We start from the raw sequence: 24,020 nt of genomic DNA on the forward strand, positions 1-24,020 counted from the left end.
CCCGCACACCCCGATGGCCCGGCACCGCGAGGCGCCGGGCCATCGGCGTGCGGTGGCCCGGCAACGCGGCCGGCGTCCACACGGTCGCCGTGACCTCGACCCGCGCCTGCCGCTACTGACCCCGGCCGCCGCCCGCCCGCGACGGGGTCACGGACGCGTCAGAAGGAGCCGAGCAGCGCGGCGAGGGCGCCGTCCACGTCGAGCCGGGCGGCCTCCACGGCCTGCGGGACGAAGGCGTACGTCGCCGCCAGGAACCGGTGCAGGTCCTCCGTCGCCAGCTCCACCAGCGCCGAGCCCTGCGGTGCCTTCAGCTCCATGAACGTCCGCCCGGGCAGCCCGGGGCGGAACCGCACGTCGCCGTCGCCGGCCGGCCCGCGCAGTCCCTCGTCCAGCAGCCGGCGGGCGAACACCCAGGTGACCTCGGCGCCGTGCAGGGCCGCCTCGGCGGGGAAGGCGACCCGCACGGCGAGCGGGTCGGAGGTGTCGTAGCGCAGGGTCGCCGGTACCGGGCGGTCGCCGGGGCGGCTGGCCAGCCGCACGTGGACGGTGTGGTCGATGGTGAGCGGTCGTCGCATGGTCGGGCTCCTTCGCGGGCGGACGCCCGTCGCTGTGTAAGACCCGCAAACCGGCGTACGGGTGCGGCCGCGCCCCTGTGAACTCCCCCACACGACCCTGTGCACCCGCCGCATGCCGCACGGTGAGGGATGCGCTCTTGCAAGCCGTTCGCAACAGGTGCCTATCATCGTTCGATCGCGCCGCGATCGAAGCGTTCCGGCCGACCGGAGGCGAATCAGCCATGCATGTACCCGACGGATTCTTCAACGCCCCCGTCTCCGTGGCCGCCGGCGCCGTCGCCGTGGCGGCCGTGGCCGTCTCCCTCAAGGGCGCCCGCCGCGAACTCGACGAGCGCGCCGCCCCGCTCGCCGGGCTCGTCGCGGCGTTCGTCTTCGCCGTCCAGATGATCAACTTTCCCGTGGGCGCCGGGACCAGCGGCCATCTCATGGGCGGCGCGCTGGCCGCGATCCTCGTCGGGCCCTACACGGCGGTCCTGTGCCTCTCCGTCGTGCTCATGCTTCAGGCGCTGCTCTTCGCGGACGGCGGCCTGACCGCGCTCGGCATCAACATCACGCTGCTCGGCGTCGTCGCCGTCCTCGTGGCCTACCCGCTGTTCCGGCTGCTGGCCCGGACCCTGCCCCGGCGCCGCAGCTCGCTGACGGCCGCCGCCTTCGCCGCGGCCCTCGTCTCGGTCCCGGTCGCCGCGATGGTGTTCACCCTGCTCTTCGCGCTCGGCGGCACGGCCGACGTGCCCATCGGCGCCGTGTTCGCCGCCATGACCGGCGTCCACACCGCCATCGGGGTCGGCGAGGGCGTCATCACCGCGCTCGCCGTCGGAGCCGTCCTCGGCGCCCGGCCCGACCTCGTCCACGGCGCGCGCGGCCTGCGGGCACCGCTCGTGCTGCGCAACGCCGCCGGGGAGGAGACCGAGGTCCCGGCGGCCGGGACGGAGCGTGCCCCGTCCCCGGCGCGCTCCGTCCGGCCGCTGTGGTGGGGCGGCCTGGCCGCGACCGTCGTGTGCGCGGGGTTCCTCAGCTTCTACGCCTCCTCCGAGTTGGACGGGCTGGAGCGGGTCGCCACCGATCAGGAGATCATCCAGCAGGCCGAGGACAGCCGCACCGCCGACTCCCCGCTCGCCGACTACGGCGTCGAGGGCCTGGACGACGCCCGGCTCTCGGGCGGGCTGGCCGGGCTGATCGGCGTCACCGCCACGCTCGCCACCGGCACCGGCGTCTTCCTCCTCGCCCGCCGCCGCGCGTCCCACCGGGACGCCGAGGCGCGCGCGTCGCACGGGGACGGACGGGACTGACATGGGTGCCGGGCACGCCCACGCGCTCTACCGGCACGGCCGCTCGCCGGTGCACCGGCTGCCCGCGCACTGCAAGATCGTCGCCCTGTCGGCCTTCGTCCTCATCGTCGTGGCGACACCGCGCGAGGCGGTGTGGGCCTTCGGCGCGTACGCCGGGCTGCTCACCGCCGTCGCGGCGGCGGCCCGCGTCCCGCCGGGCTTCCTGCTGCGCCGCCTGCTCATCGAGGTGCCCTTCGTGGCGTTCGCCGTGCTCCTCCCCTTCATCGCCGAGGGGCCGCGCGTCGAGTGGCTGGGCCTCTCGCTCAGCGAGTCCGGGCTGTGGAGCGCCTGGAACATCCTCGCCAAGGGCACGCTCGGCGTGGCCGGTTCGGTCCTGCTCGCCGCCACGACGGAACTGCGGGACCTGCTCCTCGGACTCCAGCGGCTGCGGCTGCCGTCCCTGCTGGTGCAGATCGCCGCGTTCATGGTCCGCTACCTCGACGTGGTCGCCGGGGAGCTGCGCCGCATGCGCATCGCTCAGCTCTCCCGGGGCCACCGGCCGCGCGGGCTGCGGCAGTGGAGCACCCCGGCGCGGACGGCGGGCGCCCTCTTCATCCGTTCCTACGAACGCGGCGAGCGGGTGCACCTGGCCATGCTCAGCCGCGGCTACACCGGCACCATGCCCGTCACCCGCACCCGCACGGCCGGCCGCACCCAGTGGGCGGCGACCGCCGCCCTCCCCGGCGTGGCGCTGGCCGTCTGCCTGATGGGATGGACCCTGTGAGCACCGCACCCGCACCCGCCCCCGAGCCCGCGTCGCTGGAGGTCTCCGGCCTCGCCTACGCCTACCCCGACGGTCACCAGGCGCTGTTCGGCGTCGACCTGACCGTCGCGCGCGGCCAGCGCGTGGCCCTGCTCGGCCCCAACGGCGCGGGGAAGACGACGCTCGTCCTGCACCTCAACGGCATCCTGACGGCCGGTGCGGGCCGCGTCAGCGTCGGCGGTCTGCCGGTCTCCCCGCCCCACGTCGCCGAGATCCGCCGCCGCGTGGGCATCGTCTTCCAGGACCCGGACGACCAGCTCTTCATGCCCACCGTCGCCGAGGACGTCGCGTTCGGACCGGCCAACGCCGGGCTGCGCGGCGCGGAGCTCGATGCCCGGGTGCACGAGGCACTGCGCACGGTCGGCATGGCCGACGCCGCCCACCGCCCGCCGCACCACCTCTCGTTCGGGCAACGCCGCCGGGTGGCCGTCGCCACGGTGCTCGCGATGCGCCCGGAGATCCTCGTCCTGGACGAGCCGTCCTCCAACCTCGACCCGGCCGCGCGCCGCGAACTCGCCGACATCCTGCGCGGCCTGGACGTCACCGTGCTCATGGTCACGCACGACCTGCCCTACGCCCTGGAGCTCTGCCCCCGCGCGGTGATCCTGAGCGACGGCGTCATCGCCGCCGACGGCCCCACCCGCACGCTCCTGTGCGACGCCGAGCTGCTGCGCGCCCACCGGCTGGAGCTGCCGTTCGGCTTCGACCCCCACGCGGTCGCCCTTCCGGACGCGTAGCGCACCATAGGGGACGACACCCGTACACACCGGCCGTGCCGCGTTCAGCGGGCGGACCGGACCGCACGAGGCAGGAGCAGCAGCGCAGTGACCGACGTCCAGGGCACGGTGACCGCCGGATTCGAACCGGTCCTGAGCGCCTTCCGCACGAACCTCACCGAGCGCGGTGACGTCGGCGCGGCCGTGACCGTCTACCGCGACGGACGCCCCGTCGTCGACCTGTGGGCCGGCCGCGCCGACGCCGACGCCGACGCCCCCGCCCGCCCCTGGCGCCGCGAGACGGCCCAGGTGATCCGCTCGGCGACGAAGGGTCCGGCCGCCGCCGTCCTCCACCTCCTGCAGCAGCGCGGCCGGATCGACCTGGACGCGCCGGTCGGCACGTACTGGCCGGAGTTCAAGGCCCACGGAAAGGAACGCGTCCTCGTCCGCCACCTGCTCGCCCACCGCGCCGGACTGCCCGTCCTGGACACCCCGCTCACCCCCGAGGAGGCCCGGGACGGGGTGAGCGGCCCCGCCGCCCTGGCGGCGCAGTCGCCGCTGTGGGAGCCCGGCACCGCGCACGGCTACCACGCGCACACCTACGGCTGGCTGCTGGGCGAGGTCGTGGCCCGCGCCACGGGCCGCACCCTCGGGCGGTGGTTCGCCGAGGAGATCGCCGACCCGCTCGGCCTGGACCTGTGGATCGGACTCCCCGACGCCGAGGCCCCCCGCGTCGGACGCCTGGCCCCCGTGCCCGCCCCGGAGCCACCTGCCTCCGCCGGGCTGAGGGTGCGCCCCAAGCCGGACGTCGCCCGGGCCCACGAGGACCCCGACTCGCCGACCCGTCGGGCCTTCGGCGTCGTCGACCCGCTGCCCGACGAGAACGACCCCGCTCACCGCGCCGCCGAGCAGCCCTCCTCCGGCGCGGTGGCCACGGCCCACGGCCTGGCCCGCTTCTACGCCGCGCTCGTCGGCCCCGTGGAGGACGCCGGACGCGGCCCCGGCCGCCGCCTCTACGTACCCGCCACCCTGGCCCTCGCCCGCACCGAGGAGTCCGTCGGCCCCGACCGCGTCCTGGTCGTGCGGACGCGTTTCGGCTCCGGGTACATGCTCCACCACCCCTCCTCGCCGATGCTCTCCCCGAACTCCTTCGGCCACCCCGGACGCGGCGGCCCGCTCGCCTTCGCCGACCCGGAGACGGGGATCGGCTTCGGCTACGTCACGAACGGCATGCAGCGGTCCGTGACGTCCGACCCCCGCGCCCAGGCCCTCGTCCGCGCTCTCCGCACCTGTCTGCGCGACGGGCGGCACTGACGCCGCGCGCCGCTCAGACCACCTCCGCCGTCGCCTCGGCGGGCGTCCGGCCGGTCCAGGCGTGGAAGGCCCGGTAGAAGGAGTTGGGGTCCTGGTAGCCGAGGAGGAAGGAGACCTCCCGCGCCGAGAGCCCCGAGTGGGTCAGGTAGTGCCGGGCCAGGGCCTCGCGCGTCGCGTTGAGGACGGCCTGGAAGCTGGTGCCCTCGTCCTTCAGGCGACGCTGCAGGGTGCGGGTGCTGACGGTCAGGGTGCGGGCCGTCGCCTCCATCGCGGCGCTGCCCGCCGGGAGTTGCTCCAGCAGGGCCGCGCGCACCCGCTCCGCCGTGGAGGCGTCGGCGTCGAGCTCCGAGAGCCGTCGGCGCAGCTCCGGCTCGAAGAAGTCCCACATGCGCTGGTCGGCGGTCAGGAACGGCCGGTCGGCGTCGGTCGCGGAGAAGGTGACGGACGGCAGCGGGCCGCGCTCGATCGCGGTGCCGAGGAACTCCCGGTAGGGCTCCGCGTCCTTCGGCGGCACGGGGGCGGCGACCCGCAGCGGCCGGACCCCGTGCCGGGTCGCGGTCCTGGCCAGCACCGCCCAGAAGACCAGCTCCGTGGCCACCAGCAGCGGCGGCGGCTCCAGCGCCGCGGGCCACTCGTAGACGACCCGGATGCGGTCCGGGGCCTCGTCCACGCGCAGCTTGACCGGGCAGACCAGTCGCTTGTGGGTCGCGATCCGGTGGGCGGCCGTGCGCAGCTCCGGGCTGCACAGCGCGGCGAACAACGGGGGGTCGAAGACCTCCGGGGACAGCGCCCGTCCGATGGTGAGCGGCAGCAGGGGATCACCGGTCTCCTCCTCCAGCGCACGCCACAGGGAGAAGTAGGGTGCGGCCGCCAGCCGCACCGGACCCCGGGCCAGCAGGTCGGGCGGGAGACCCGCGCGACGCAGTACGTGGGCGGGGCGGACGCCGAGGTCCGTCAGCAGCGCCTGCAGGGCGGGCTCCAGGGCGAAGGTGTCGGTCACGGTGAGGCTCCTACCCGCCCGCCGCACGCATCACCAGACGGTCGAAGGCGCGGTCGCTCAGCCACCTGCGCAGGGTGAGGATCGGCCTGGCGTACCTGCCCGCCACGTAGCGCGTCCGGGGACGGCGTGCCGCGACCGCACCGACGATCACCTCGGCCAGCCGTGCGGCGGAGGTGCCCTTGCCCGGGGCGTAGTTCGCGCGGCTCGCCGCGGCCACCCTGCGCGCCAGTCCGGCGTACGCCGACGAGCCCGAACGCCGCAGCATCGGCTCCGTCAGCACGTCGCCGAACTCGGTCTCGATCACGCCCGGCTCGATGACGATCACGTCGACGCCGAACGGGCTGACCTCCAGGCGCAGGGTGTCCGACCAGCCCTCCAGGGCGTGCTTCGTGGCGTGGTACCAGCCTCCCAGCGGGGTGTAGACCTTGCCCCCGATCGAGGAGATGTTGACGATCTTCCCCCGGCCCCGCTCGCGCATGTGCGGGAGCAGGAGCTGGGTGAGCCGGGCCAGGCCGAAGAGGTTGACCTCGAACTGGTACCGGGCGTCGTCGACGGTCGTGTCCTCGATCGCCCCGTACAGGCCGAAGCCGGCGTTGTTGACGAGCACGTCCACGCCGCCGTGCTCGGCGGTGACGCGGTCGACGACGGACCGGACGTCCGCGTCCCGCGTGATGTCCATGCCCAGCGTGACGGCGCCCAGCTTCTCCAGGTCGGCCATCCGGTCGACGCGGCGCGCGACCGCGTACACGGTGTACCCCCGCTCCAGGAGCTTCCTCGCCGTCTCCTTGCCGATGCCCGAGGAGGCACCGGTCACCAGTGCAGTACGCATGTTCTCCGACTCCGCTCCGCCGGTCCCGTCGACCGCCTCTGCCACCACGGTAGGGAGGGCCGACGCCCCTGGCACTGGCGGAAGCCGCCACGCCACTCGCACAAGGCGCCGACCCCGTGTCCGTCGCCGCGACGCTCGGCCGGGCCCCTCAGAGCGGTGCGCGGACCACCTCGCCCATCACACCGCTCCCTTCGCCTCGATGTACGCGGTCGGTTCCCGCGCGGCCGAGCCCGCGCTCCGTGCTGTGACGTCACGCAGCAGGTCACGTACCTCGGCCGGACTCCACCTCGCCGAGATGGCCGAGGCTGCCCACGGCCTCAGCGGCACCGCCGCCTCGGGCAGTGGCCCGGGCGTCTGACGGGCCGGGCCGGTGGTCACAGGAGGGTGGCGCCGGGGGTGGGGGAGGGGGCGAGGCGGGTGGTGCGGCAGGTGCCGGAGGTGGCGAGGGCCTCGGCGACCTTGGCGGCCGAGGAGGCGTCGGCCGCGAGGAAGGCGCACGTCGGCCCCGAGCCGGAGACGAGCGCGGCCAAGGCCCCGGCGGCCGTCCCGGCGGCGAGGGTGTCCGCGAGGGACGGGCGCAGGGAGAGCGCGGCGGGCTGGAGGTCGTTGCCGATGTGCGCGGCGAGCGCGTGCACGTCGCCGGTGCGCAGGGCGTCGATCAGCGCGGCGGACGGTTCGGGGTGCGGGACGGTCCGGTCCGCCGCGAGACGGTCGAAGGCCCGGTAGACGGCCGGGGTGGACAGGCCGCCGTCCGCCACGGCGAAGACCCAGTGGAAGGTGCCGCCCACGTCCAGCGGCGTCAGCCGCTCACCGCGCCCCTGGCCCAGGGCGGCGCCGCCGAGGAGGGAGAACGGCACGTCGGAGCCGAGCTCGGCGCACAGCTCCGGCAGCTCGCTCCGGGGGGTGCGGGTGCCCCACAGGGCGTCGCAGGCCAGCAGGGCGCCGGCGGCGTCGGCGCTGCCGCCCGCCATGCCCCCGGCCACCGGGATGTCCTTGGCGATGTGCAGGTGGACCTCCGGGGCCCGGCCGTGCCGGTCGGCCAGGAGGCGGGCGGCGCGGGCGGCCAGGTTGGAGGCGTCGAGCGGAACCTGCGCCGCGTCCGGTCCCGAGCAGGTGATCCGCAGGGCGTCGGCGGGCGTCGCGGTGACCTCGTCGTGGAGGCCAACGGCGAGGAAGACGGTGGCCAGGTCGTGGAAGCCGTCCGCGCGGGGCGGCCCCACGGCCAGCTGCACGTTGACCTTGGCCGGGACGCGGACGGTGACGCTCACGGCTGCTCCTCCCTCGGCCGCCGGGCCGGCGCGGACGCCCGCGCCGTCGGCAGCTGCTCGGCGACGGCGGCGAAGTCCTCCACCGTCAGTGACTCCCCGCGTGCCTGCGGCGAGATCCCGGCGCCGCGCAGGGCCGCCTCGGCGGCGGCGGCGGACCCGGCCCAGCCGCTGAGGGCGGCCCGCAGCGTCTTGCGGCGCTGCGCGAAGGCGGCGTCCACGCAGGCGAAGACCTCCGCGCGCCCGGCGCTGGTGGCCGGGGGGTCGCGGCGCACCAGGGAGACCAGTCCGGAGTCGACGTTGGGGGCGGGCCAGAAGACGCTCCGCCCGATCGCACCGGCCCGCCGGACGTCCGCGTACCAGGCGGCCTTCACCGACGGCACCCCGTACACCTTGGAGCCGGGGGGCGCCGCGAGCCGGTCGGCGACCTCGGACTGCACCATCACCAGCGTCCGCTCGATGGTCGGGAAGGTGGCCAGCATGTGCAGCAGGACGGGCACGGCGACGTTGTACGGCAGGTTCGCCACCAGGGCCGTCGGTGCGGGGCCGGGCAGCTCGGTGACGCGCAGGGCGTCGGCGTGGACCAGCGCGAACCGCTCGGCTGACGCCGGGAGGCGGGCGGCCACGGTGTCCGGGAGCGCCCCGGCCAGCACGTCGTCGATCTCCACGGCGACGACCCGGCGCGCGGTCTCCAGCAGCCCGAGGGTCAGCGACCCCAGGCCGGGTCCCACCTCCACCACGACGTCGTCCGGGCGCACCTGCGCGGTGCGGACGATGCGGCGGACGGTGTTGGCGTCGATGACGAAGTTCTGGCCGCGCTGCTTGGTGGGCCGTACCCCGAGCGCGGCGGCCAGCTCGCGGACGTCGGCGGGGCCGAGCAGCGCGTCCGGCGGACCGGCCGTGGCGGAGGGGTCGGGGGCTGTGCTCACCGGTGCAGTTTACGGGGCGGGCGGGTAGCCGAACGCCTGCGCGGTGTTCCGTGCGACGTGCCCGGCCAGTACGTCGACGTCCAGGCCCTTGACCTCGGCCATGGCGCGCAGCGTCACCGGGATCAGGTAGGGGGCGTTCGGCCGCCCCCGGTGGGGGACGGGGGTGAGGAACGGCGCGTCGGTCTCGACGAGCAGCAGCTCCGGCGGGGCGGCGGCCAGCGCGTCCCGCAGCGGCTGGGCGTTCTTGAAGGTCACGTTGCCCGCGAAGGACATGAAGTAGCCGCTGGCCGCGCAGACCTTGGCCATCTCCGCGTCACCGGAGAAGCAGTGAAAGACGGTGCGCTCCGGGGCACCCTCCTCCTCCAGCACGCGCAGCACCTCCTCGTGGGCGTCCCGGTCGTGGATGACGAGCGCCTTGCCGACCTCCTTGGCCAGCGCGATGTGCCGCCGGAACGACTCCTCCTGCGCCGCCTTCCCCTCGGGGCCGGTGCGGAAGTGGTCCAGCCCCGTCTCGCCGACGGCCAGCACCTGCGGCAGCGCGGCCAGCTCCGCGATCCCCGCGAGCGCCGCCTCCAGGGCCTCGGGACCCTCCTCCAGCGCCAGCCGGGGCGCCTCGTTGGGGTGCAGCGCGACGGCCGCCCAGACCGGGTCGTGCTCGGCCGCCACCCGCGCCGCCCAGCGCGCCCGCTCCAGGTCGCAGCCGATCTGGACGACCGTGGTCACCCCGACGGAGGCGGCCTTGGCCAGGGCCTCGGGGACCGTGGAGTCCTGCATGTCGAGGTGCGTGTGCGAGTCGGCCACGGCCACGGCGAGCGGTTCGGGGAGCGGGGGCGGGGTGCGGTCGGCGGAGGATGAGGCAGCCATACCGCCGATCCTAGGACGTGCCCGGTCCCGGGCCTCAGCGCCGTAGCGGCGGCCAGCCGACGTCCATCGCGGAGGAGACCGAATCGGCCTGCCCGGCCCGCACGATCCGCACGTCGTGCCCGTCGCACTGGGGGCACGTCAGCCGGTTCAGCGGTGACGGGACCCGTCGGCTGTCGGCGAAGTACAGGAAGTAGGGGCGGTTGTCCTCGTCGAGATGGTGCTCGATCCGGTAGTTCTGCTCCCACGAGTGGCCGCAGGCGAGGCAGGCGAAGGCGTACGCCTCCTCCACGGAGCGCAGTGGGGTGTCCCTGAAGTCCGACATGGGCGACTCCTCCCGCTACTGGGTTCGAGGGTAGCCCCGTACCGGCGGGTAGGGGATGCCGGAAGGGCCCCGAAGCCCCGCTACCGCTCGCCGGGGCGGGGTTTCGCCGCGACGACGGCGTCGAAGACCGTCCGCTTGCGCACCCCCGTCGTCCGGGCCACGGCGGCGATCGCCTCCTTGCGCGACTCCCCGGCCTCCTCGCGGGCCGCCACCCGGCGGGCCAGCTCCGCGTCGTCCAGCGCGGCCGGGTCCGGCGCGGGCGCACCGGCGACGACGACCGTGATCTCCCCGCGCACCCCCGCCCCCGCCCACTGCGCCAGCTCCGCCAGCGGGCCGCGCCGCACCTCCTCGTACGTCTTGGTCAGCTCACGGCACACCGCCGCCCGGCGGTCGGCGCCGAACGCCTCGGCCATGGCGGTCAGCGTGTCCGCCAGCCGGTGGGGGGCCTCGAAGTAGACGAGCGTGCGCCGCTCCCCGGCCACCTCCGCCAGCCGCGTCCGGCGCTCGCCCGCCTTGCGCGGCAGGAAGCCCTCGAAGCAGAACCGGTCCACCGGCAGCCCGGACAACGCGAGCGCCGTCAGCACGGCGGACGGGCCGGGCACGGCCGTCACCGCGATGCCGCGCTCCACGGCGGCGGCCACGAGCCGGTACCCGGGGTCGGAGACGGAGGGCATGCCCGCGTCCGTCACCAGCAGGACGCGGGCCCCACCGGCCAGCGCGTCCGCCAGTTCGGGGGTGCGGGCGGCCTCGTTGCCCTCGAAGTACGACACGACGCGACCCGTGGGCTGCACGCCGAGCGCCTGCGTCAGGCGGCGCAGCCGCCGGGTGTCCTCGGCGGCGACGATGTCCGCGCCGGACAGCTCCGCCGCCAGCCGCGGCGGGGCGTCGGCCACGTCCCCGATGGGCGTTCCTGCCAGTACGAGCGTTCCGGTCACCGCCCCATCCTCGCACCCGGGAACCCGTCGGCCGCCCGCCGCCCGGCGGCACGGGCCGTCGTCACGTCGTCGTCGCGGCGGGGTTTTCCGGGGGCAACACCCACCGCTGCGCCCGGGCGTTCCCTACGATGTCCCGGTGAGGAGTGAGATCACGGCGCCCGACCGGGGCCCCGCCGCAGTCGGGCAGACCCCTGCGGGCGGGCCGGATCGGCTGCGCCGCTACGGGTACCTGCCCCGCCCGCGTCCCGGTGTGCGGGAGCGCCTGGTGCCGCCCTTCCCGCAGGCCGGCACCGGGATGTGGTCGGCGCTGGGCATCGAGCCCCGGTGGCGCGGCTGGGGCGGACCGCTGCTGGTCGCCCTCCTCGCCGGGTTCCTGCGCTTCTGGCAGCTCGGGTCACCGCACGCGGTGATATTCGACGAGACCTACTACGCCAAGGACGCCTGGTCCCTGCGTGAGTTGCTGTACGAGGGCAGCTGGCAGGAGGGCGCCAACGACAAGATCCTGGCCGATCCGCAGGTGATCCCGCTGACGGAGGCGCCCGCCTACGTCGTGCACCCGCCCGTCGGCAAGTGGGTCATCGCGCTCGGCGAGCAGATGTTCGGCCTCACGCCGTTCGGCTGGCGCTTCATGGTGGCCGTGCTGGGCACGGTGTCGATCCTCATGCTGTGCCGGATCGGCCGCCGTATGTTCCGCTCCACGCTGCTGGGCTGCCTCGCGGGGGCGCTGATGGCGGTGGACGGCCTCCACTTCGTCATGAGCCGCACCGCCCTGCTCGACCTCATCCTGATGTTCTTCGTCCTGGCGGCCTTCGGCTGCCTCCTCGTCGACCGGGACCGGTCCAGGGCGCGGCTGGCCGCCGCCCTCCCCGACGACCGTCCGGACCACGCCGTCGCCGCCACCCTCCGTCTCGGCGCGCGCCCCTGGCGGCTGGCCGCCGGGGTCTGCCTCGGGCTGGCCTGCGGCACGAAGTGGAGCGGCCTGTTCGTCCTCGCGGCGTTCGGCCTGCTCACGGTCGCCTGGGACGTCGGCGCCCGCCGCACCGCGGGTGCCCGGCGTCCGGTGCGCACCGTGCTCCGCCGCGACGCCGGGCCCGCGTTCCTCTCCCTCGTGCCCGTCGCCGGCCTCGTCTACGTGGCGTCCTGGGCCGGATGGTTCGTCAGCGACGGCGGCTACTACCGGGACTGGCACGAGAACGCCGGCGCGGACACCTCCTTCGGCTTCATCCCGGGCCCACTGCGCAGCCTGTGGCACTACGAGTGGCAGAAGTTCGGCTTCCACGTCGACCTCACCGACGAACACGCCTACGACTCGCACCCCGCGAGCTGGATCGTCGCGGCCCGGCCGGTGTCGTACTTCTACGAGTCGCGCGAGCCCGGCGAGGGCGGCTGCGCGGAGCCCGGCGGCTGCGCCCAGGAGGTGCTGGCCCTCGGCACCCCGCTGCTGTGGTGGCTGGGCTGCGCCGCCCTCGTCTACGCGCTCTACCGCTGGGCGCTGCGCCGCGACTGGCGCTCGGGCGCGCTGCTGTGCGGCATCGCGGCCGGCTACCTGCCGTGGTTCCACTTCCAGGACCGCACGATCTTCTACTTCTACGCCGTCGTGTTCGTGCCGTTCCTGTGCCTGGCGGTGGCCCAACTGCTCGCCGCCGCCGCCGGGCCGCCCCGGGCGACCGAGGTCCGGCGCGCGGTCGGGCTCGTCGTCACGGGTGTGCTGCTGCTGCTCGTGGTGTGGAACTTCGTCTACTTCTGGCCGCTCTACACCGGCCAGGAGCTGTCCATGGAGGAGTGGCGGGCCCGCATGTGGCTCGGCACCTGGATCTGACGGGTGCGTGTCACAGCCCTGCAACGTCCCGGGCGCGTGTGGGGCCTCACCCCCGAACGGCCGAACCGGTGCTCTAGTGTGCCTGGAGGTCCCCGGTGGCCGCCGGGGCGGGGTGGAGGGTCTGAAGACGTATGCGAGACGGTCAGAGGATGGCGGTGATCGGCGCCGTCTGTGCCGTGGCCGTGGGAGCCGCCGGATTCGGTGCCTACGCGCTGGTGGGCGGCGACGACGAGCCGGGGGGCGGCGACGGCACGCTGACCAGCAGCGAGGACGGCCGGTCCGAGGTCCGGCCCACCGGGCCGCCCAGCGCCGACGAGGTGCGGGCCGCGGCCGAGGAGTTCCTGGCCGCCTGGGAGTCGGGTGACGCGGCGAAGGCCGCCGCCCTCACCGACGAGGAGTCCGCGGCGAAGGCGGCCCTCACGGCGTTCGCCGAGGACGCCGGGGTGACCGGTGTGGAGCTCGCCGAACGCGCTCCGAAGGGCGCGGAGGTGCCGTTCGGTGTCACCGCCGAGGTCACGCACGAGGACACCAGCGCCAGCGTCGAGTACGTCTCCGCCCTGACCGTTGTGCGGGACGACGGCAGCGGTGAGGCCGTCGTCGACTGGGAGCCGGAGGTCCTGCACCCCGATCTGGCCGACGGCGAGCGGATCGTCACCGACGCGAAGGGCGACCCGGAGGTCGTCACCGTCGACCGCGACGGCGAGGAGCTGACCGGGGAGGAGTTCCCCGAGCTCAAGGCCGTGCTGGCCGACGTCTCCAAGCGCTACGCGGACCGCTCCGAGGGCACCGCGCCGGTGTCCCTGCGGATCGTCGACAAGGACGGCGAGGAGAAGAAGGTCCTCGAGAAGCTGTCGGAGGGCGAGCCGGGCAAGATCCCGACCACCATCGACGCGGACCTCCAGAAGGCGGCCCAGGCGGCGCTGGAGGGCAGGAAGAGCGGCGCGGCCGTCGCGATCAAGCCCAGCACCGGGGAGATCCTGGCCGTCGCGGACGCGCCGGCGGGCGACTTCAACATGGCGCTCCGCGGCTCGCTCGCGCCCGGTTCGACCTGGAAGGTCGTCAGCGCCTCGATGCTCATCGAGAAGGACCTGGCCTCCGCCGACGCCGCCCACCCGTGCCCGAAGTTCTTCACCCACGGCGGCTGGAAGTTCCAGAACCTGGACGAGTTCGAGATCAAGGGCGGCACGTTCCGGGACAGCTTCGCCGCCTCCTGCAACACGGCCTTCATCGGCCAGGCCCCCGAGCTGGCCGACGACGACCTCACCCAGCAGGCCCGCGACCTCTTCGGCCTCGGCCTCACCTGGCAGGTCGGCACCGGCACGTTCGACGGCACCGTCCCCGTGCAGGCCGACGCGCAGATGGCCGCGTCGCTGATCGGCCAGGGCGGGGTGCGGATGAACCCGCTCACCATGGCCTCGGTCGCGGCGACGGTGAAGGCGGGCGCCTTCAAGCAGCCCTACCTCGTCCCGCCGTCGGTGGACGGCCGCACCCTGGCCAGTGCCCCGCGCGCCATGAGCCCCGCGCTCGCCGCCGAGCTGCGGTCGCTCATGAACACCACGGCCACCAGCGGCACCGCCGCCGAGGCCATGGCCTCCGTGGGCGGCGACAAGGGCGGCAAGACCGGTTCCGCCGAGGTCGACGGCCAGGACAAGCCGAACGCCTGGTTCATCGGCTACAGCGGCGACCTCGCCGTCTCCGCCGTCATCCCGAACTCCGGGCACGGCGGCACCAACGCCGGGCCCGTCGTGGCGGAGATCCTGAACGCGGGCTGAGCGCCGCCCCGCGTTCGGGTGGAAAAACCCCGGCGCGCCATGTCGAGAACCGGTACCCGGCTCCGTCCCCGGAGTGAACGCGGCCACGATGGGCCGCACCAGGACCGAGGAGAGGCACCATGGCCAAGTACCTGCTGCTGAAGCACTACCGGGGCGCCCCCGCCGCCGTCAACGACGTCCCCATGGAGCGCTGGACGCCGGAGGAGATCTCGGCGCACGTCCGGTACATGGGCGACTTCGCGGAACGGCTCCAGGAGACCGGGGAGTACGTCGACGGCCAGGCGCTCGCCCCCGAGGGGACGTGGGTGCGCTACGACGGCGAGGGACGCCCGCCGGTGACGGACGGCCCGTTCGCCGAGACCAAGGACCTCATCGCGGGCTGGATGGTGATCGACGTCGACAGCCGCGAACGCGCCGTCGAACTGGCCGGGGAGCTGTCGGCCGCCCCCGGCGCGGGCGGCGAGCCGATCCACGAGTGGTTGGAGCTGCGCCCCTTCCTGTCCGCGCCGCCCACGATCACCGAGTGACGTCCGAGGTGCCCGCCGGAGTGGACGGGCCCCTGCTCCGGAGCCTCACGCCGAGCGTGCTCGGCGTCCTCGTCCGCCGTGGAGCCGACTTCGCGGCAGCCGAGGACGCCGTGCAGGAAGCGCTCGTCGAGGCGCTCCGCGTCTGGCCCGCCGACCTGCCGCGCGACCCTCGGGCCTGGCTGGTGACCGTGGCCTGGCGCCGGTTCCTCGACGCGGCGCGTGCGGACGCCGCCCGCCGACGGCGGGAGGAACGCGTCGAGGAGGAGCCCGCGCCCGGGCCCGCGTCCGACGTGGACGACACCCTCCGGCTGTACTTCCTGTGCGCCCACCCGTCGCTGACGCCGTCCTCCGCCGTCGCGCTGACCCTGCGCGCCGTCGGCGGCCTCACCACCCGCCAGATCGCCCGCGCCTACCTGGTGCCCGAGGCGACCATGGCCCAGCGGATCAGCCGGGCCAAGCGCACCGTCGCGGGGGTGCGTCTCGACCGGCCCGGGGACGTCGCGACCGTGCTGCGCGTCCTCTACCTGGTCTTCAACGAGGGCTACTCCGGCGACGTCGACCTGGCCGCCGAGGCGATCCGGCTCACCCGGCAGCTGGCGGCCGTCGTCGACCACCCCGAGGTGGCCGGGCTGCTCGCCCTGATGCTGCTCCACCACGCCCGGCGGGACGCCCGCACCGCCCCCGACGGCGCCCTGGTGCCGCTCGCCGAGCAGGACCGCGGCCGGTGGGACACGCGGGCCGTCGCCGAGGGCGTCGCGATCCTGCGGGGCGCCCTGGCCCGCGACCGGTTGGGCGAGTTCCAGGCGCAGGCCGCCGTCGCGGCGCTGCACGCCGACGCACCCACCGCCGAGGAGACCGACTGGGTGCAGATCGTGGAGTGGTACGACGAGCTGGTGCGCCTGACCGACAGCCCCGTCGCCCGGCTCAACCGCGCGGTGGCCGTCGGGGAGGCCGACGGGCCGCACGCCGGGCTGGCGGCCCTCGCGCGACTGGACGCCTCCCTTCCCCGGTACACCGCCGTGGCGGCCCACCTGCACGAACGCGCCGGGGACCGGGAGCGGGCGGCGGTGCTCTACGCGGAGGCGGCCGGGAAGGCGTCGGACCTGGCCGAGCGCCACCACCTGACGCGTCAGGCCGCCCGGCTCAACACCCGCCTGGGTCGCTGAGCGCCGGCCACGGCGGCGGCGCGCGTCCGGGCCGGGCCGCGGCCGGGCCGGGGGCGGAGCCGGGCCGGAGGGGCGGCGGGGCGGCGGTGCGGGGCGACTACGCTGGCGGGTGAGCCGGATCGTCGCAAGGAGCCCCACCGCATGGCCGTCAACCTGGTCAACCTCGAAGCCGTCAGCAAGGCGTACACGCTGCGCACCCTGCTCGACGGCGTCTCCCTCGGCGTCAGCGAGGGGGACCGGATCGGGGTGGTCGGGCGCAACGGCGACGGCAAGACGACCCTCGTGCGCATCCTCGCCAAGCTGGAGCGGCCCGACGACGGCCGGATCACCCACCAGGGCGGGCTGCGGCTCGGCGTGCTGACGCAGCACGACTCGCTCGACCCGGCCGCGACCGTCCGCCAGGAGGTCGTCGGCGACCTCGCCGACCACGAGTGGGCCGGGAACGCCCGGGTGCGGGACGTGTTGACGGGCCTGTTCGGCGGCCTGGAGCTGCCCGGTTTCGCACAGGGCATGGACACCGTCATCGGACCGCTCTCCGGCGGGGAGCGGCGCCGCATCGCGCTGGCCAAGCTGCTCATCGCCGAGCAGGACCTGATCGTGCTCGACGAACCGACCAACCACCTCGACGTGGAGGGCATCTCCTGGCTCGCCGCCCATCTGCGCGCCCGCCGCTCGGCCCTGGTCTGCGTGACGCACGACCGCTGGTTCCTGGACCAGGTGTGCACCCGCATGTGGGACGTGCAGGGCGGGGTGGTGCACGAGTACGAGGGCGGCTACAGCGACTACGTGTTCGCCCGGGCGGAGCGGGAGCGCATCGCGGCCACCGAGGAGGCCAAGCGGCAGAACCTGGTCCGCAAGGAGCTGGCGTGGCTGCGGCGCGGCGCACCGGCGCGGACCAGCAAGCCGCGCTTCCGGGTCGAGGCCGCCAACGCGCTGATCGAGAACGAACCGCCGGTGCGCGACGGCGCGGAGCTGATGAAGTTCGCCAACTCCCGCCTCGGCAAGACGGTGTTCGACCTGGAGGGCGTCACGGTCGAGGCCGGGCCGCGGGTGCTGCTGGAGCGGGTGACGTGGCAGCTCGGGCCCGGCGACCGCGTCGGGCTCGTCGGCGTCAACGGCGCGGGCAAGACCTCGCTGCTGCGGGCGCTGTCCTCGGCGGCGCGCAGCGAGGGCGAGGAGCAGCCGGCCGCCGGGCACATCACCGTCGGCCGGACGGTGCGGCTCGCCTACCTGTCCCAGGAGGTCGCCGAACTCGACCCCACCTGGCGGGTGCTGGAGGCCGTCGAGCAGGTGCGCTCCCGCGTGGACCTCGGCAAGGGCCGGGAGATGACGGCCTCCCAGCTGTGCGAGCGGTTCGGCTTCGCGAAGGAGAAGCAGTGGACGCCGGTGGGCGACCTGTCCGGCGGCGAACGGCGCCGGTTGCAGATCCTGCGGCTGCTGATGGACGAACCGAACGTGCTCTTCCTCGACGAGCCGACCAACGACCTCGACATCGAGACCCTGACCCAGCTGGAGGACCTCCTCGACGGCTGGCCCGGCTCCCTCGTCGTCATCAGCCACGACCGCTACTTCCTGGAGCGCACGACGGACCGGGTGTTCGCCCTGCTCGGTGACCGGACGCTGCGGATGCTGCCGCGCGGCATCGACGAGTACCTGGAGCGGCGCGCGCGGGTCGTGGAGAGCGCGGCGTCCGCCCCGGCGGCCCGACCCGCCTCCGCCCCGGCGGGCGGGAAGCCGGCCGCGGTCTCCCGCGCGGCGCAGAAGGAGCTCCAGCGCATCGAGCGGCAGCTGGACAAGATCGGTGAGCGGCAGGGCACGCTGCACGCCCGGATGGCCGAGCACGCCACCGACTTCGAGAAGGTCGCCCGGCTCGACGCGGAGCTGCGGGAGCTCACCGAGCAGAAGGACGACCTGGAGCTGCGCTGGCTGGAGCTGGCCGAGGAGCAGTGACGCGGCGGGCCGGTCACGGCCGGGTCCCGGCTCGGTACCGGCTGGGCGGAGGCGGGGGAACCGCCTGCGGTCGCTCATGTGTCCGGTGGTACAAAGGGCTTCGCTCAACAACCCAGCAAGGCCGAAAATCGGCGGGCCAGATGTCCGATTCGCTCGTCCCTACGGGGGAATGAGGGGCAGGGCAATCGGTCCGCATGCGCAGAAGGATCGCCATGTCGCAGCCGCCCCCACCCAGCCAGCCGCCGAACCAGCCACCCGGCGAGCCGCAGGACACACCGCAGGACGGGCCGCAGGACGGGCAGGCCACCGGCGGCTTCGGGCCGCCGCCCGCCGAGCCCACCGAACCCGCGAAGCCCGCCTCCGGGCCGTCGCAGGAGTCGGCGGCGGGCGAATCCCCCGCCGAGGCACCGTCGTTGCGGAAGTCGCCGGAGAAGCCCGAGCAGCCCGCGCAGCCGGACCAGGCGCCGCCCGCACCCGGACCGGCCGCCCAGGCCCCGCCGCCGCCCGGCCAGGCACCGGCCGGGTACGGCTTCCCCCAGGCGCCCGGTCAGCCGCCCGGACAGCCGCCCGTGCCGCCCCCCGGATACGGCTACCCGGGGACGCCGCCGCCGTCGCAGCCCTACGGCTACCCGGCGCCCGGGGCGCCGGGGCCCTACGGCCAGCCCGGTCCCTACGGTCAGCAGCCCGGTCCGTACGGCCGGCCCGGCCCCTACGGCCAGCCGCCCACCTACCCGATGCCGGGCGTGCCGCAGCCGGGGGGCGGTGGGTTCAACAAGAAGATCATGATCATCGTCGCCGCCGTGGTGGCGGTGGCCGTGATCGCCGTCGGCGGGATCTTCCTGTTCACCGGGGGCGACGGGGAGCCCGAGGCCAAGGGCGACGACAAGGGCAACAGCCAGGGCGGCGAGGGCGACGGCGGGAAGGGCGGCGAGGGCGGCGAGGACGGCCAGGACGACGAGAAGTCCGGCCCGAGCGGCCCGCAGGACGGCGAGGGCGAGCTGGCCTGGCAGGTCGAGGCGCCCGAGTCGTTCAACGCCGAGATCATCATGGAGGTGCCCGGCGTCTGGTTCGTCGGGGACAACGTCGTCAAGTACGAGCACGACGCCGTCCGGGCCTACGACCTCGAGTCCGGGAAGAAGGCCTGGGAGATCGAGGCCGTCCGGGGCGAGGAGTGCGCCGCCGCGCCGACGGCGTCCGGCGACCGGACGATGATCCTGTGGGGCCGCAAGTGCGAGAAGGCCATGGGCATCGACCTGGCGGCCGGCAAGGAGCTGTGGCGCGAGGACCTGCCCGCCCCCGAGGGCGAGAGCATGGCCGACGTGAGCTTCCCGCAGGCGGCGGTGAGCGGTGACACGGCGGGCGTGGCGTGGATCGGCGGCTCGGCCGCGTACGACCTCGACAGCGGCAAGCTCCTGTGGAAGCCGACCGACGACTACACCGAGTGCCGCGACCGCGCCTACGTGGGCGGCGAGCAGTTCATCACGATGATCGAGTGCGGCTTCGGCGACGAGGTGAAGCTCCAGACGCTGAGCGCCAAGGGCGAGAAGAAGGACGAGTGGGTGGCGCCCAAGGGCGTCGAGGTGCAGCGCGTCTTCTCCACGAACCCGCTCGTCATCGGCGTGAACGCGGGCGGCTCCAGCAGCATCGCCGTCACCGACATCATGGTCCTCTCCCAGGACCTGGAGCTCCAGAAGAAGATCAGCGTCGACGAGGACCGCTTCCAGTTCCGGACCGACGGCATCAAGCTGACGGACGTCCGCAACGTGGTCGTCGACCCGGAGGAGAACGTCATCTACCTGGAGACGAAGCTCCACCAGGGCGGGGACGGCCAGACCAACGAGATCGTCTCCTACGACCTGAAGTCCGGCCGTCAGAAGCAGGTCTTCGAGCTGGGCCAGCCCGGCGGCATCTCACCGGTCGCGATGCACGACGGCAAGCTGCTCGCCTTCGCCGACGGCGGCTACGAGGTGCCCGCGAACGCGCAGCTCCTCGACCCGGCGACGGGCGAGGCCGAGCCGTTCCTGGAACTGCCCACGGACAAGGACGAGAAGCTGCGCAAGATGACCACGGGCAGCAACACCCGCCCGATGTGGGCGGGCGGCACGCTGCTGTTCGTCACCACGCAGCTGTACACGGACACCTCGCTCAACAACGCGCTGATGATGGCGGTGCGTTAGGGCGGCGCGGGGCCGCGGGTCCCGAAGGACGGTCCACGGCGGGCCGCACGCGCAGGTCGCGTGCGGCCCGCCGCCGTGTCCGGAGGGGGTCTGCACAGCGGGCACCCGACGCGGTAGCTTGCGCGGTTACCGGGGCGGGGCCGGACGGCGTGGTGCGGGGGCGGCAGACGGTGAAGGGGCGGGCGGATGGGTGTGCGGGTCGTGGTCGTGGACGACCACCGGTTGCAGGCCGAGGCACTGGCCTCCGCCCTCAGGTTGCGCGGTCACCGCGTCCTGGCCGCCTTCACCCCGGGCCAGGACGCCGTGGAGTTCGTCGTCCGCAGGCGGCCCGAGGTGTGTCTGTGGGGGACGGCCGTGCCCGAGGGGCCGGGGGTGCTCGCCCCGGTCGCGCGCATCCGGGCGCGGCTGGAGCGGACGGCCGTCCTCGTCCTCGGGCCGGTGCCGAGCCCGCGCGGGGTGGCCGCCGCCTTCGCCGCCGGTGCCTGCGGTTACGTGCCCAGCGACGGGCGGGTGGCCGGCGTCGAGCGGGCGTTGGCGCGGGTGCGGGCGGGGGAGGCGGCCGTCACGCCGGAGTTGCTGCGGCTGGCCTTCGCCGAGCTGCTGGACCCGGCGCCCCGTCCGGGCGACGAGGCCGAGCGGCTGCGGGCGCTGCTGACGCCCCGGGAGGTGGAGGTGCTGACGCGGGTCGCGGAGGGTGAGGACACCCGGGCCATCGCGGCGCGGCTGGGCATCGCGCCCAGCACGGCGCGCACGCACGTGCAGCGCGTCCTGGCGAAGCTGGAGGTCGGCTCCCGGCTGGAGGCCGCCGCGCTCGCCGCCCGCACGGGGCTGCTCAGCTGAGGGACTTGGTGAACAGGTGGTCCGTGACGCCCGGCGGGTAGTCGGGCAGCACGGAGACGAGGGTGTACCCGACCTTCCGGTAGAACTCCGGCGCCTGGAAGTCCCACGTCTCGACGCGGGAGAAGCGGCAGCCGTGCTGGTCCCTGGCCAGCCGCTCGGCCCGGCCGACGAGTTCGCCGCCGAGCCCCGCGCCCCGGTGCCGCTCGTCCACCCACAGGTAGTCGATGTGCAGCCAGCGGGCCCAGACGTGGCCGATGAGGCCCCCGGCGAACTCCTCGCCGCCCGCCGGGTCGAGGGCGGTCACGTCGAGCGGCACCTCGGTGTCGTCGACCGTGCCGCGCAGGGCGGCCAGGACGGGGGAGCGGTGGGTGTTCGTCTCCCGCAGCCGCGCGACGAGCAGACTCCGCCGGGTCTCGCTGACCGTCGTGTCGAAGGTGTACATGCGGCCGACTGTACGGTCCCCCGTGGCCCGGTGGAGGACCGCTCAAGGGCGGGCGGAGGAGTTCGGCCACTTTGCGCGCCGGGGCTTCCGCCGCCGGGCGCCGTCCGTACCCTGGTCCGCACCGTGCTGGGGGTGGGTGTGTGCGACGGATACGGGTGCTGGTGGCCGACGGGCACCGGGTGTTCGCCGAGTCGATGGTGGCCGCGCTGGCGGCCGAGCCCGACCTGGAGCCGGCCGCCGCGGGCAGCGGGCCGGCGGCCCTGCGGCACCTGGAGCGCTCGGCCGGGGCCGGGCGCCCGTTCGACGTGCTCCTGATCGACGCGGAGCTCGTCGGAGCGGGACGGGAGGGCGGCGACGAGGTGCCGGAGGCGGGCTTCCTGACGGCGGTCCGCGCGGCGCACCCGGCGGTGCGCCCGGTCGTCCTGGCCGCCCGGGACGACCCCCGGCACGCCGCCGCCGCGCTGCGGGCCGGGGCGTGCGGCTGGGTGGCCAAGGGCGCCTCGCTCTCCCGGCTCCTGCGCGTCGTGCGCGGGGTCCTGCGGGAGGAGACGCACGTGCCGCCGGTCCTGCTCACGGCCGTTCTGCGGGAGCTGACGGCCGGGGCCCGGCACCGCAGCGAGGGGGAGCGGCTGCTGGCGTCGCTGACCCCGCGCGAGCGGGAGGTGCTGCGCTGCATGGTCGCGGGGCTGGGGCGGAACGCGGTCGCCGAGCGGCTGTTCCTGTCCCCCCACACGGTGCGCACCCACATGCAGAACGTCCTCGGCAAGCTCGGCGTCCACTCGACGCTGGCCGCCGTCGCCCTGGCCCGCCGGGCCGGGCTGACCCCGCCGGACCCGCCGCCCTGACCGTCGGCCGTCGGACGGAGCCGGCCGTCGGACGCGCTCAGAGGCCGGCGGGGACGTTGTCGAAGGGGGCGGTCAGCAGTCGGAGCAGACCGGCGAGGTCGGCGCGCTGCGCGGAGGACAGCTCGACGAGGATGGCCCGCTCCTGGGCGAGCAGTCCGGCGAGTGCCTGGTCGGCCCGGTCGCGGCCCTCGGCCGTCAGCCTGACGAGCACCCCGCGCCGGTCGCTCGGGTCCGGGAGCCGTTCGACGAGGCCCTTCTTGGCCAGCCGGTCGATCCGGTTCGTCATCGTGCCGGACGTCACGAGCGTCTGGGTCAGCAGCTGGCCGGGGGAGAGCTGGTACGGGGCTCCGGCACGCCTCAGCGAGGTGAGGACGTCGAACTCCCAGGGCTCCAGGGCGTGCTCCGCGAACGCGATCCGGCGGGCCCGGTCGAGGTGCCGCGCCAGCCGGCTGACCCGGCTGAGCACCTCCAGGGGTTCCACGTCGAGATCGGGGCGTTCGCGGCGCCATGCTGCGACCAGTCGGTCGACCTCGTCCTCCATGCCGTCAGTGTAGTAGTTGTGTCGCCATAAAGTTTCTTGATGTCGAGACACATCGGAGGGGTGACGGCCCTTCCGGAGTGGAAGGCTCCGAACGCCGGGACCGCCTGTCAGGCACGGCAGGTCCACGCACGCAAGGAGGCACCGCACATGTCGTCCGCACCGACCTGGGACCCCCAGACCTACCTCCACCACACCGACCACCGCACCCGCCCGTTCCTCGACCTGCTGGACCGCATACCCGAGCTCCCCGCCGCCGGACGCCCGCCGCGCATCGCCGACCTCGGGTGCGGCCCCGGCAACGTCACGGCCCTCCTCGCCGACCGGTGGCCCGGCGCCCGCATCACCGGCTACGACAGCTCACCGCACATGCTGGCGGCCGCCCGCGCCCACGCGGGCCCCACCCCCGGCGGCGGACGGATCGACTTCGCGGCCGGCGACATCGCGGACTGGGAACCCCAGGAGCCCTACGACCTCATCGTCTCCAACGCCGCGCTCCAGTGGGTCGAGGGCCATGCGGAACGCTTCAAGACCTGGCTGGAGGCGCTGCCGCCCGGCGGCGTCCTCGCCCTCCAGGTCCCGGCCAACTTCACCTCCCCCAGCCACGCCCTGCTCGGAGAACTCTGCGACGCGCCCCGCTGGCGCGACCGCCTCGGGGCCCAGGGCCGCCGGTACGTCCACATCCTCCGGCCGGAGGAGTACCTCCAGCGGCTCACCGACCTCGGCTGCGCGGCCGACGTGTGGGAGACCACCTACGTCCAGCTCCTCCAGGGCCCCGACGCCGTGCTGGGCTGGACGCGCGGCACGGCCCTGCGCCCGGTCCTCACCACGCTCGCCGACGACCCGGAGGCCGCCGAGGAGTTCGTCGCCGAGTACCGCGAGCTGCTCCGCGCCGCCTACCCCGAGGGGCCGCACGGCACGGTCTTCCCGTTCCGCCGCGTCTTCGCCGTCGCCCGCAGACCCGCCGACTGAACCGCCCGCCCGGCCGGGGCGGGCCCGTAGGCGTCCCCCGGACGGTCCCGCCAGGGGGCCGCGTCACGGAGGCGGACCTACGGTGAGAGCCGAACGCGTGTGCCGGACACCGACCCCGCACCGGTGTCCGGC

Annotated in this window: 23 protein-coding genes; 13 read left to right on the top strand and 10 right to left on the bottom strand. The window is 74.9% G+C overall.

The annotated features are described in order from the left end of the window. Window positions 1-158: 158 nt before the first annotated feature. Window positions 159-575 (bottom strand): SsgA family sporulation/cell division regulator, encoded by a 417-nt coding sequence (locus tag IF129_RS17525; protein WP_191210633.1) that lies wholly within the window; start codon window positions 573-575, stop codon window positions 159-161. 221 nt (window positions 576-796) lie between these two features. Between IF129_RS17525 and IF129_RS17530 the strand changes: the two genes are divergently transcribed. The 4 genes from IF129_RS17530 (at window position 797) to IF129_RS17545 (ending at window position 4,696) form a co-directional block, all read left to right on the top strand. After that, window positions 797-1,864, top strand: a complete 1,068-nt coding sequence (locus IF129_RS17530; protein ID WP_191210634.1) for an energy-coupling factor ABC transporter permease — start codon at window positions 797-799, stop codon at window positions 1,862-1,864. Window position 1,865: 1 nt separating this feature from the next. After that, window positions 1,866-2,627 carry a cobalt ECF transporter T component CbiQ gene (gene cbiQ, locus IF129_RS17535; protein ID WP_191210635.1) on the top strand — a complete coding sequence of 254 codons (762 nt, stop codon included), beginning with the start codon at window positions 1,866-1,868 and terminating at the stop codon, window positions 2,625-2,627. Then, window positions 2,615-3,403 carry an energy-coupling factor ABC transporter ATP-binding protein gene (locus tag IF129_RS17540; RefSeq protein ID WP_191210636.1) on the top strand — a complete coding sequence of 263 codons (789 nt, stop codon included), beginning with the start codon at window positions 2,615-2,617 and terminating at the stop codon, window positions 3,401-3,403. The genes cbiQ and IF129_RS17540 overlap by 13 nt, the downstream gene beginning before the upstream one ends. A gap of 87 nt (window positions 3,404-3,490) precedes the next feature. Beyond that, window positions 3,491-4,696, top strand: coding sequence for a serine hydrolase domain-containing protein (locus IF129_RS17545; RefSeq protein ID WP_191210637.1), 1,206 nt, complete (start codon window positions 3,491-3,493; stop codon window positions 4,694-4,696). A 13-nt stretch (window positions 4,697-4,709) separates the two neighbouring features. On the opposite strand, the gene IF129_RS17550 is transcribed toward IF129_RS17545, so the two are convergent. From IF129_RS17550 to rsmI, 7 genes are all read right to left on the bottom strand, one after another. Then, window positions 4,710-5,696 carry an AraC family transcriptional regulator gene (locus IF129_RS17550; RefSeq protein ID WP_318153805.1) on the bottom strand — a complete coding sequence of 329 codons (987 nt, stop codon included), beginning with the start codon at window positions 5,694-5,696 and terminating at the stop codon, window positions 4,710-4,712. A gap of 10 nt (window positions 5,697-5,706) precedes the next feature. Next, window positions 5,707-6,525, bottom strand: a complete 819-nt coding sequence (locus tag IF129_RS17555) for an oxidoreductase (protein ID WP_191210639.1) — start codon at window positions 6,523-6,525, stop codon at window positions 5,707-5,709. A 374-nt stretch (window positions 6,526-6,899) separates the two neighbouring features. Next, a complete protein-coding gene (locus IF129_RS17560; RefSeq protein ID WP_191210640.1) occupies window positions 6,900-7,793 on the bottom strand; it encodes a 4-(cytidine 5'-diphospho)-2-C-methyl-D-erythritol kinase in 894 nt (297 codons plus the stop codon). Beyond that, window positions 7,790-8,719: a 16S rRNA (adenine(1518)-N(6)/adenine(1519)-N(6))-dimethyltransferase RsmA gene (rsmA, locus tag IF129_RS17565; RefSeq protein ID WP_191210641.1), complete on the bottom strand. Its 930-nt coding sequence runs from the start codon at window positions 8,717-8,719 to the stop codon at window positions 7,790-7,792. The genes IF129_RS17560 and rsmA overlap by 4 nt, the downstream gene beginning before the upstream one ends. 9 nt (window positions 8,720-8,728) lie before the next feature. Then, window positions 8,729-9,583, bottom strand: coding sequence for a TatD family hydrolase (locus IF129_RS17570; RefSeq protein ID WP_191210642.1), 855 nt, complete (start codon window positions 9,581-9,583; stop codon window positions 8,729-8,731). Between the two features lie 34 nt (window positions 9,584-9,617). Further along, the gene (locus tag IF129_RS17575) at window positions 9,618-9,905 is read right to left on the bottom strand and encodes a hypothetical protein (protein ID WP_191210643.1); all 288 of its coding nucleotides are present in this window, start codon (window positions 9,903-9,905) and stop codon (window positions 9,618-9,620) included. Between the two features lie 80 nt (window positions 9,906-9,985). Then, the gene (rsmI, locus tag IF129_RS17580; protein ID WP_191210644.1) at window positions 9,986-10,840 is read right to left on the bottom strand and encodes a 16S rRNA (cytidine(1402)-2'-O)-methyltransferase; all 855 of its coding nucleotides are present in this window, start codon (window positions 10,838-10,840) and stop codon (window positions 9,986-9,988) included. A 136-nt stretch (window positions 10,841-10,976) separates the two neighbouring features. Here rsmI and IF129_RS17585 point away from each other — a divergent pair, with 136 nt between their 5' ends. The 7 genes from IF129_RS17585 to IF129_RS17615 all read left to right on the top strand — a co-directional run bounded on the left by IF129_RS17585 (window position 10,977) and on the right by IF129_RS17615 (window position 21,091). Further along, a complete protein-coding gene (locus IF129_RS17585) occupies window positions 10,977-12,659 on the top strand; it encodes a dolichyl-phosphate-mannose--protein mannosyltransferase (RefSeq protein ID WP_381480095.1) in 1,683 nt (560 codons plus the stop codon). 149 nt (window positions 12,660-12,808) lie between these two features. Next, the gene (locus IF129_RS17590; RefSeq protein WP_191210646.1) at window positions 12,809-14,431 is read left to right on the top strand and encodes a penicillin-binding transpeptidase domain-containing protein; all 1,623 of its coding nucleotides are present in this window, start codon (window positions 12,809-12,811) and stop codon (window positions 14,429-14,431) included. A gap of 119 nt (window positions 14,432-14,550) precedes the next feature. Continuing rightward, window positions 14,551-14,958, top strand: coding sequence for a YciI family protein (locus tag IF129_RS17595; RefSeq protein WP_191210647.1), 408 nt, complete (start codon window positions 14,551-14,553; stop codon window positions 14,956-14,958). Between the two features lie 20 nt (window positions 14,959-14,978). Beyond that, the gene (locus tag IF129_RS17600) at window positions 14,979-16,124 is read left to right on the top strand and encodes an RNA polymerase sigma factor (RefSeq protein WP_191210751.1); all 1,146 of its coding nucleotides are present in this window, start codon (window positions 14,979-14,981) and stop codon (window positions 16,122-16,124) included. Between the two features lie 141 nt (window positions 16,125-16,265). Beyond that, window positions 16,266-18,074: an ABC-F family ATP-binding cassette domain-containing protein gene (locus tag IF129_RS17605; RefSeq protein WP_191210648.1), complete on the top strand. Its 1,809-nt coding sequence runs from the start codon at window positions 16,266-16,268 to the stop codon at window positions 18,072-18,074. A gap of 212 nt (window positions 18,075-18,286) precedes the next feature. Beyond that, window positions 18,287-20,251, top strand: coding sequence for an outer membrane protein assembly factor BamB family protein (locus tag IF129_RS17610; RefSeq protein WP_191210649.1), 1,965 nt, complete (start codon window positions 18,287-18,289; stop codon window positions 20,249-20,251). A 186-nt stretch (window positions 20,252-20,437) separates the two neighbouring features. Further along, window positions 20,438-21,091 carry a response regulator transcription factor gene (locus IF129_RS17615; protein WP_191210650.1) on the top strand — a complete coding sequence of 218 codons (654 nt, stop codon included), beginning with the start codon at window positions 20,438-20,440 and terminating at the stop codon, window positions 21,089-21,091. Here IF129_RS17615 and IF129_RS17620 read toward each other — a convergent pair. Further along, window positions 21,084-21,533, bottom strand: a complete 450-nt coding sequence (locus IF129_RS17620) for a GNAT family N-acetyltransferase (RefSeq protein ID WP_191210651.1) — start codon at window positions 21,531-21,533, stop codon at window positions 21,084-21,086. The two genes, IF129_RS17615 and IF129_RS17620, sit on opposite strands and share 8 nt — an antisense overlap. Before the next feature lie 140 nt (window positions 21,534-21,673). Here IF129_RS17620 and IF129_RS17625 point away from each other — a divergent pair, with 140 nt between their 5' ends. Then, entirely contained in the window at window positions 21,674-22,378 is a 705-nt protein-coding gene (locus IF129_RS17625; protein ID WP_318153806.1) for a response regulator transcription factor, read from the top strand. Between the two features lie 37 nt (window positions 22,379-22,415). Here the strand turns inward: IF129_RS17625 and IF129_RS17630 are convergent, their stop codons facing one another. Next, window positions 22,416-22,919 carry a MarR family winged helix-turn-helix transcriptional regulator gene (locus IF129_RS17630; RefSeq protein ID WP_191210652.1) on the bottom strand — a complete coding sequence of 168 codons (504 nt, stop codon included), beginning with the start codon at window positions 22,917-22,919 and terminating at the stop codon, window positions 22,416-22,418. A 147-nt stretch (window positions 22,920-23,066) separates the two neighbouring features. On the opposite strand from IF129_RS17630, the gene IF129_RS17635 reads away from it, so the two are divergent. Further along, a complete protein-coding gene (locus tag IF129_RS17635) occupies window positions 23,067-23,888 on the top strand; it encodes a trans-aconitate 2-methyltransferase (RefSeq protein ID WP_191210653.1) in 822 nt (273 codons plus the stop codon). Window positions 23,889-24,020 lie beyond the last annotated feature (132 nt).

It is taken from the genome of Streptomyces chumphonensis (assembly GCF_014779715.1).
Lineage (GTDB): Bacteria > Actinomycetota > Actinomycetes > Streptomycetales > Streptomycetaceae > Streptomyces > Streptomyces chumphonensis.